An 8676-nucleotide genomic window follows, 5' to 3' on the forward strand; every position below is an offset into this window, starting at 1 on the left:
TGCCCCGCCCCGCCCTCGTTGAGGTTGGAGATAATGACCCCTCGAAGGCGTCATTATCTCCAACCTCAACGAGGGCGCGGGGTTAGATTTCATTGCCCAGGCGGGAAATGGATTCCCTGACCACGGCGAGGTCCTGCTCCCCCAGCCCCTGGTCCTTCAAGGCGCCGTACAGTGCATGTCCGGCGGTGGCCATGGGAACCGCGGATCCGGCCGCCCGTGCACTTTCAAGCACGAAGCCCAGGTCCTTGTGCATGAACTTGGCGGGCCCCGTTGGCGCATAGTCCTTGGCAGCAATGCGGGGGCCGACAAACCTCAGCACTGCGCTGTCAGCCAGTCCGCCGCCAAGGACGTCAAAGAGGGCCGCAACATCCATGCCCGAGCGTTCGGCGAGCTCGGCCGCCTCGGCAAGTGCCGCCGTCGTTGTTCCCACCAAAAGCTGGTTGCAGGCCTTGGCCAGCGAGCCGCTACCCAAGGCGCCCAGGCGGCGCACGGCGGTTCCCATGCTTTCAAGCACGGGCAGGACCCTGGCGAAGTCGTCTTCGCTGCCGCCTGCCATGATGGCGAGCGTGCCGTTTTCCGCCCCGATGGTTCCGCCGCTGACGGGGGCGTCGAGCACTGCCGCGCGGCCGGCGCTGGCCCGTGACACCTCGTCCCCAAAGTCCTTGACGGCCCGGGGCGAGACGCTGCTCATGACCACGACGGCGGTTCCCGCCACAGGGGGCACCTCGCGCCATGCGTCAAGCAGCGAAGCTGCGGCCTCGGCGATGAAGCCGAGGTCGGGGAGCATGAAGATGATGACGTTGCAGTCGCGAAGTTCCGCAACTGTGTCAGCAATCCGGGCCCCTTGTGCGGACAGCGGCACGATTGCGGCAGCGGAACGGTTCCACACCACTAGGGGCCACTGCGCACGCAGCAGGTTCGCTGCCATGGGGGCGCCCATGTGGCCCAGGCCGACGAACCCGACAGTCGTCGTCGCCTGCTGGGCGGAATCGGTTGTTTGCGTCATTGACTGCCCGTCCTCACAACTTTATGGTTTCGTGATTTCATGGGACATTTCGCCACATGTGTTCAGTATTCTATCCACAATTCAGTATGATGAACATCATGACAGTTAATAATCTCACCGTCGCGATTGCCGTCCCGCTCGAAGCAGAGCATGTTCAGGCCATCAGGTCCGCCAACCCGAACATCACGGTCCAGTACGAACCTGAGCTGCTGCCACCCGAGCGCTTCCCGGCCGACCACGCAGGCGACCCCGCCTTCACCCGCACACCCGAGCAGGAAGCCCGCTACTGGGACATGCTGCGCGGCGCCGATGTGCTCTACGGCTTCCCCAACGAAAGCCCCTCCGGACTGGCGGAGATTGCCGCCACCGGCAAGGTCCAGTGGATCCAGGCCATGGCCGCAGGCGGCGGCGGTGCTGTGAAAGCGGCAAACCTGCCGCCCGAAGACCTGGCGCGCATCGCCGTCACCAGCTCGGCAGGCGTCCACTCCCTGCCGCTTGCCGAATTCGCCATGATGGGCGCACTTAACGGCCTCAAGCGCACAGCGGAAATGGCAGCCGACCAGGCCGCAAAGCACTGGCCTGGACTGCGCACACCGACCCGCCTTGCCAGCGGCTCAAACGTTGTCATCACGGGCCTGGGTGAAATTGGCCTGGAAACCGCACGCCTGGCCCGCGCCTTGGGCATGAACGTCAGCGGCACCAAGCGCACGGTCGAGGCCATCGAGGGAATCGACAAAGTCACCGACACGGCCGGCCTGCCGGGGCTGGTGGCCACGGCCGACATCCTCATCAACACCCTGCCTGGCACCCCCTTCACCGAGAAGATGATCAACGCCGACATCTTCAACGCCATGAAGCCCGGGGCGATCCTTGTCAACGTCGGCCGCGGCACCGTCGTTGATGAGGACGCCCTCCTCGAGGCCCTTGACAATGGCCAGGTGTCCTACGCCTGCCTGGACGTATTCGCCGTCGAGCCGCTGCCTGAGGCCAGCCCGCTGTGGGATCACCCGCGCGTCATGGTTTCACCCCATACCTCGGCCCTGAGTACGGCCGAGAACCGCCTCATTGCCGAGCGTTTCATGGAGAACCTGACGCGTTTCCAGGCCGGCGGCCAGCTGCTGCACGTGGTTGATCCGGTCCACTTCTACTAACCTCAACCGCACACAGGGGAGCTTCCTTCGGGGGGCTCCCCTTTTGAGTGCCCGCATCCCAAGCACGACGGCGGCGGGCCCGGGCCCGGCGCAAGTCCATGGAACGCTTAAACGCACCATGGCGCCTGCCGAAGCAGACGCCATGGTGGCTTTTGGTGCGGATGGAACCTAGGAAGCGTCCTGGACAAGGTTCAGGTCGCGACCGACGGTTTCCGGGGTGACGAAGGTGGTGGCAAAGGAGATTCCCGCCAGCAACAGCGAGTAGCAGGCCAGGACCATCCATGAGTAATTGGTGGCAGCCAACAATGCGACACCGACGATGGGGGCGAGGCCGCCGGCAAAGACCGCGGAGATCTCCCGGCTCATGGCAACGCCGGTAAATCGGTGGGTGGAGCCGAACAGTTCGGGCAATAGCGCGCACTGCGGGCCAAGCATCGACTGCACGCCGAGGGCGATGCCGACGCTCATGACCAGCCAAACCAGCGTCACGTTGCCCAGGGAAACCAGGTAGAACGCCGGGAAAGCGAAGAGCAGCTGGAACAGGGCGCCATAGCGGTACACCTTGACGCGGCCGACCCTGTCGGACAGGGCTCCGAAGGTGACAACCATGACGGCTGAGAAGCCGGCCGCGATGAGCAGCCCTGCGGGGCCGACGAACTTGTCGCCGTGGAAGGCGCCACCTTCGGCCGCAAGAAATGCCACAAGCAGTGTCGAGTAGATGCTCGAGTTGCCGTTTTCACCCATGCGCAGGCCGATGCCGATCAGCACGTTCTTCTTGGAGGTGCGCCACAGCACGCCCAGCGGGTTCTTGTTGACGTTCTCGTGCTTCTCAAGCTCCTGGAAGACGGGCGTTTCCTTCAACTTGAGTCGAATGTAAACAGCGACCGCGATCAGGACGGCGCTGGCCAGGAACGGCACGCGCCACAGCCAACCCTCCAGGACCTCAGGGTTCGCCAGGCCCAGCAGCGCGAAGGTTCCTGCGCCCAGCAGGGTGCCGACCTGGATACCCACGAAGGGAAGCGCGGCGAAGAAGCCGCGGCGCTTGCGCGGGGCGACCTCGGAGATGAGGGTTGTGGCGCCCGCCTGTTCGGCGCCGGCGCCCAAGCCCTGGAGGATGCGCAGGATGACAAGGAGCACGGCTCCCAACATTCCGGCCTGCTTGTAGGTCGGCAGCAGCCCGATGGCGAACGACGCCGTCCCCATGAGGCCGATTGTCAGCAACAGGACCTGCTTGCGGCCGAACCTGTCGCCGATGTATCCGAAGATGAGCCCACCGAAGGGCCGTGCAGCAAATCCGACACCGAAGGTGGCGAAGGAGGCAATCAGCCCGCCCGTGGCGCCCAGCGGGGAGAAGAAGAGCGGGCTGAAGATCAGCGCCGAGGCCAGCCCGTAAATGTAAAAGTCGTAATACTCAAGCGCCGAGCCGACGGAGCTGGCGAGGGTGGCCCGGCGCAGCTGCTCCGGATCAACCTTTTCCTCGCCCGGCTGTGCAGGGGCAACGGTGGGGCGTAATGGCTGTGTAGTCACTGGTTCTCCCTTGAAACAGCCCGAACCACCATTGGTCCGGGCAGGCGACAACGACCCGAAGGTCGATCACTATGCTGTACAGCGTACATCACAGTGAACACTCCGCCAAGGGGAAAATGTTGCACGCGTCACTAACCCATGGGATTACCCAGCATCTTGGTCAGGTCGGTCAGTTCGCGTACCATCGCTTCCCGCTGGCCTTCTGAGAATGTCGCCTTGAGTGCTGTCACCGAAACGGCAAGGCTGGGCCCATGGAATCCCCGGGTGGGGACGGCAACGGCAAGGCTCACGACACCCAGAGTGGACTCCTCGTCCTCAAAGGCGTAGCCCTGGGCACGAATCCGGGCAATCTCAGCCTTGAGCTCGCGGCCGCTGCGCAGCGAATTAGGGGTCATGACGGGCAGTTCCACCTCATCAGGAAACAGCTGGTCAAGGTCGTGGTCATGGAGCCTGGAGACGAGCACCTTTCCGACGGAGCAGAGGCTCACAGGCATCTTGTCGCCAATGTTCGAGGTCAGCCTGACGGCCGGGTGACCCTCATGGCGGGCAAGGTAGATGACATTGCCACCGTCAAGCATGGCGATCCGCACCGTTTCGCCCTTAAGCAGAGGGGCTTGTTCGCAGAAGCGGTAGAACTCCCTGACTTCGTCGCGGCGACTCAGGTAGGCGGCACCAAGCTCAACCAATTTCACACCCAGGGCATAGTCGGAACCAACCCGGGTGATCAACTGCGCATCCTCAAGGGCCTGCAGCAGGTTGGACGTGGAGGATTTGGGAATGCCCAATTCGCGGGCCAGGTCGCTGAGCGTGAGCCTGCCCGTGGTGGACTCGGCCAGCGCGTCCAGGACGGCCGCGGCGCGTGTCACCGCAGGTGCGGGCGTTGCATGCGCCCGGGTGTCGCCACTTTTGTTCGGCATGGCCTGAATCTCGCTCACGTGGTTTCCTCATCGCTGAAGGCGGCCCGGATTTTCCCGGCCCCATGTTCCACACCCCATAATGGTTCATTGCAGTGGACAACATCCATCATATTGTCACTTAGTGGAGGTAGAACGTCCGGTATTGTGTTTTTGCTGCCGGGGCTGTATATTTTTTCTCAGACCTTCCACTGTGGCGTCCCCCAATAGCCACAGTGGAGGGTCCTCCAATTTAAGTGCCCGTCGGTCCGGTCCCAACTCTGGACAGTGCCCACCACGGTTTGCGTCTCGCGGATTCAAGCGTTATATTTTTGTTACTGGTTCCCAGCCACAGCGTCCCCCAATAGCTGTGGAGGGGAACCTTTTACTTTTTTAACGGCCCACTCCGAGCCGCCGTCGCCCTTAACCGGCCAATTGCAGCTCCTCCCGGACCCGCCACGGACCGCCGCCGGGGTCAACCTCCAGGTCCATGGTGACGAGATCGCTGCGGCGGTTCGGCCCCAGCCGCACCTGAAGGCGCCACACCTGCACATCCACACGGCCCTGCCCCTTGGGCATGCGCCGGTTGTGTTTCCACCACTGCGTTCGTTCGTACCAGCGCACAGGCTCGGCACCAACAAACCACACCCTTCCGCCGCGGTGCACCTCGAGCGGAACGCCGGCCTCACTGATGCGAACCCCTACTTCTTCCCCATGGATCATCATGTCAAGGAGGTTACTGGCGGGGTCTGACATTGCCGCCTCCACAGTGGTGCGCATGGCTTATTTGAAGGCCATGAGGCGCAGGAACTGCACTTCGCCGATCACCTGGATGTCCTGGCCCGCCGCAGCGAGTTCGTGCGCACGGCGCACCTTGGCACTGGGCCGGCCCCCGCGGTCCAGTTCGGCGCAGACCACCATCGTGACCTTCCTGGTGGTGCTGTTGGCGATGGCGGCTCCCCTGGCAGCTGCGCTGTCCTGGGCCTCAGCCCGCGGCAGGGCGGCCAGGTCACCGCTGAACACCATGGTCTGCCCGTAGAGGGGCCCGTAGGGGTTTGCCGCGATGTTGGCCTGGGGCAGGTCGGCAAGTTTTCGTGTGTAGCCGGCCGAATAGTAACCGGGCACCCTGGCTGCGGGCTTCTGAGCTGCGGGCCATAGCGCAGCCAGGCTGGTTATGCCGTTGCGGCTTGCAAGTTCAATGGCGATGAGGGCGCTGGCACGCGCGTCGTCGCCGGCGTCGTGGTGGTTGAAGGCCGGAATGTCCAGGGCCCCGGCAACGTCGGAGAGCGTGTAGTGGGGCAACTCCAGGTGTTTCTTAGCCAGCGCCAGGGTGCAGTGAAAGTCGAGCGTTGCAGCTGGCAGCCTGCAGGCCTCATTGGCCTTGGCGATGACGGACTTTTCAAAGCTGACATTGTGCCCCACCAGGGCATCCCCATCGATGAAGTCCATCATGGGCCCGTGGATACTTTGCCATGTGGGCATGTTGTGCACGCGGGAGGCGGTGATGCCGTGAATTCCGACGTTTACTGGATGGAATTCCTCGTAGCCGGGCAAAGGCTTCATGAGCCAGGAGACCTGGTCAACAACCTTCCCGGCCCGAACCTTTGTCATCCCGACCGAGCACGCGGACGCTCGAAAGTTATTGGCCGTTTCAAAATCAATGGCCGTAAAAGAAATCCCGTGCATTAATTCCTCCACTAATTTAGTTGCAATTCTTAACCAGTCCTGAAATGCAAAAGAACCCCGCGGATTCTTGGCTTTCGCCTGAATCCGCAGGGTTCTTCTTTGGTGGGTCCTACCGGGATCGAACCGATGACATCCACGGTGTAAACGTGGCGCTCTACCAGCTGAGCTAAAGACCCAATCATTGTTCCTGGCTTCCAAGCTATGCGCTTGTCGGCCTGACCAACGAGAAACTACTGTACATGATGTTTTAGGTTTTACGCCAATCGAGCCCCAGGACACTTGCAAGACGGGTCAAACTCTCCCCCACGCCAGCCTCCAATTTCACGTCGGCATGCCCGTCCCCCCGCGTCGTTCCACGGTTTATGATGACCACGGGCTTGCCATCCTTAGCGGCCTTTTTCACAAAACGCAGCCCGCTCATCACCGTCAATGACGATCCCGCCACCAGCAGCATCCCGGCAGAGTCAAGGATTTCAAAGGACCGCTGAACCCTGTCCCTGGGCACGTTTTCGCCGAAGAAGACAAAGTCGGGCTTCAGCATGCCGCCGCACAGGGGGCACGTGGCGACCTTGAAGTCGGCAATGAGCCTTTCGCTTTCAAGGTCGGCATCGGCGTCGGGGGCAGCAGACGCCCCGCCGGCAGACTCGACGGCTTCCAGGAAGCCTGGATTGATTTCGTTGAGAATCAGGGCAACGAAGGCCCGTGAGTATGTATTTGCGCACCCCAGACACACGACCTGGTCAACCCGACCGTGCAGGTCCACGACGTTGGCGGCGCCCGCCTCCTCGTGAAGACGGTCAACGTTTTGGGTAATGATGCCACTCAGCCTGCCACCGCGTTCAAGCGCGGCGGCCGCATAATGCCCGGCGTTCGGTGCGGCATGGCGCATGTGGGTCCAGCCCACATGGTTCCTTGCCCAGTACCGCCGGCGCAGCAGCGGATCCCCGATGAACTCCTGATAGGTAAGGGGCCGCCTGGGCGGCGTATTCGGGCCGCGGTAGTCGGGTATCCCGGAGTCGGTGCTCAGGCCGGCGCCGCTCAGCAGAGCCACGCGGTGGCGGCTCATCATTTCCGCGACGGCATCCAAGACGGCTTCCTCGGCCGGGGCCAACGCGCCGGCAGCAGCCTCGCCAGCGTCGGCAGGGTCATCGTGCACAAAACCTGTCTGCCCAATGCCGGGACGCACACTGTCCACGGTTAAAGTCGTTCCAATGCCCGTCGGTAACGCTCCAACGGTCGGGCCTGCCCCGTGGGGGTGGCGAACATGTCGGCAATGACGCCCTCGGCCGTGATTATCAAGGTGCTGCGCCCGGCCATGCCCCTGACGGGATCAAAGGCGCCGTAGGCGCTGGCGACCGCTCCGTGGGGCCAAAAGTCGGCCAGAAGGTCAAAATTGTAGTCCTCGGCCTCGGCATAGGCGCGGAGGGTGTACTTGGTGTCGACGGAAATCGCCAGGAGCCTGACACCCGCCTCGGCGAACTCGGCAAAGTTGTCCCGCAGCTCGCACAGCTCCCCCGTACAGATGCCGGAGAAAGCGAAGGGATAAAACACGATCGCCACAGGGGCGCCACGCAGCCCGGAAAGGGAAATTGGCTCGCCAAACTGGTTTGGCAGGGAAAAGTCTGGGGCCATGTCGCCCACGTGCAATCCCGGCTGCGTGCCGCCGTCGTTCATTACTGGCGCTTGCGCGGAACCAGGCGGGTTGCCGCCCAGTCTTCTGACACACCCGCGGTGGTCGTGACGTGCAGGCCAGCCGTAGGGGCTGCTTCCTGAATGTCCGACGGCGGGACGTAACCATCCCGGCCGGACTTGGGTGTGAGGATCCATACGATCCCACCCTCATCCAAGGTCGTCAGTGAATCCACCAGTGCATCCACCAGGTCGCCATCGTTTGCACGCCACCAGAAGATGACGGCGTCCACAACGTCATGATCATCCTCATCGAACATTTGGGACCCAATCAGGTCCTCAATGCTGTCGCGCAAACCAAAATCAACGTCGTCGTCGTATCCGAGTTCCTGGACAAGATCCTCGTCCTTGAACCCCAAATTGCCTGCCACCATGGCAACAGTGCCGGCGTCGGCCTCGCTCACGTTTTTCCTCCTGCGGTCAGCGCTTATGCGCTGGTTTGTTGATAAGTAAACCCAGTCTAGTGGGTCAGCCCATATTGCCTCTACTTAACGGCCATTGGCAACAAACACCCCGCAATATTGTGTGATTTGCCTTACATGACACGTCGCTGTAACGCACGACAGGCCGCGCGGACCCGTCGAGCGAGCAGTTCATGCAGGGGGCGCAGCTACGCACAAGCTCCGGGTGCGGTCTACAGTATTAATACACGCCCATGGCCACAGCACTGGGCGCCCCACACTGCTTTTAAGAGAGGTTGGACGTGGCTGCCGGAGACGATAGT

General features: G+C 62.5%; 9 protein-coding genes and 1 tRNA gene. 1 reads left to right on the top strand and 9 read right to left on the bottom strand.

What is annotated here, in order from left to right:
* Window positions 1–82 precede the first annotated feature (82 nt).
* Complete coding sequence (locus tag AAGW05_RS13230) at window positions 83–1006, bottom strand: NAD(P)-dependent oxidoreductase (RefSeq protein WP_411805004.1); 924 nt, start codon at window positions 1004–1006, stop codon at window positions 83–85.
* Between the two features lie 86 nt (window positions 1007–1092).
* On the opposite strand from AAGW05_RS13230, the gene AAGW05_RS13235 reads away from it, so the two are divergent.
* Entirely contained in the window at window positions 1093–2157 is a 1065-nt protein-coding gene (locus tag AAGW05_RS13235) for a D-2-hydroxyacid dehydrogenase (protein WP_411805005.1), read from the top strand.
* Window positions 2158–2325: 168 nt separating this feature from the next.
* On the opposite strand, the gene AAGW05_RS13240 is transcribed toward AAGW05_RS13235, so the two are convergent.
* The 8 genes from AAGW05_RS13240 to AAGW05_RS13275 all read right to left on the bottom strand — a co-directional run bounded on the left by AAGW05_RS13240 (window position 2326) and on the right by AAGW05_RS13275 (window position 8356).
* Window positions 2326–3684, bottom strand: coding sequence for an MFS transporter (locus AAGW05_RS13240; RefSeq protein WP_411805006.1), 1359 nt, complete (start codon window positions 3682–3684; stop codon window positions 2326–2328).
* A 131-nt stretch (window positions 3685–3815) separates the two neighbouring features.
* A complete protein-coding gene (locus AAGW05_RS13245; protein WP_411805017.1) occupies window positions 3816–4601 on the bottom strand; it encodes an IclR family transcriptional regulator in 786 nt (261 codons plus the stop codon).
* 399 nt (window positions 4602–5000) lie between these two features.
* Entirely contained in the window at window positions 5001–5357 is a 357-nt protein-coding gene (locus AAGW05_RS13250) for a hypothetical protein (protein ID WP_411805007.1), read from the bottom strand.
* Between the two features lie 3 nt (window positions 5358–5360).
* Complete coding sequence (locus AAGW05_RS13255; protein WP_411805008.1) at window positions 5361–6263, bottom strand: exonuclease domain-containing protein; 903 nt, start codon at window positions 6261–6263, stop codon at window positions 5361–5363.
* Between the two features lie 100 nt (window positions 6264–6363).
* Window positions 6364–6439, bottom strand: a tRNA-Val gene (locus AAGW05_RS13260).
* A gap of 71 nt (window positions 6440–6510) precedes the next feature.
* Window positions 6511–7458 carry an NAD-dependent protein deacetylase gene (locus tag AAGW05_RS13265; RefSeq protein WP_411805009.1) on the bottom strand — a complete coding sequence of 316 codons (948 nt, stop codon included), beginning with the start codon at window positions 7456–7458 and terminating at the stop codon, window positions 6511–6513.
* 2 nt (window positions 7459–7460) lie between these two features.
* The gene (locus AAGW05_RS13270) at window positions 7461–7937 is read right to left on the bottom strand and encodes a peroxiredoxin (protein WP_411805010.1); all 477 of its coding nucleotides are present in this window, start codon (window positions 7935–7937) and stop codon (window positions 7461–7463) included.
* Window positions 7937–8356, bottom strand: coding sequence for a DUF3052 domain-containing protein (locus AAGW05_RS13275; RefSeq protein ID WP_411805011.1), 420 nt, complete (start codon window positions 8354–8356; stop codon window positions 7937–7939). Before AAGW05_RS13275 ends, AAGW05_RS13270 begins: the two co-directional genes overlap by 1 nt.
* Between the last annotated feature and the right edge of the window lie 320 nt (window positions 8357–8676).

Origin of the sequence: Arthrobacter sp. LAPM80, assembly GCF_046736435.1 — a bacterium.
Taxonomy (GTDB): domain Bacteria; phylum Actinomycetota; class Actinomycetes; order Actinomycetales; family Micrococcaceae; genus Specibacter.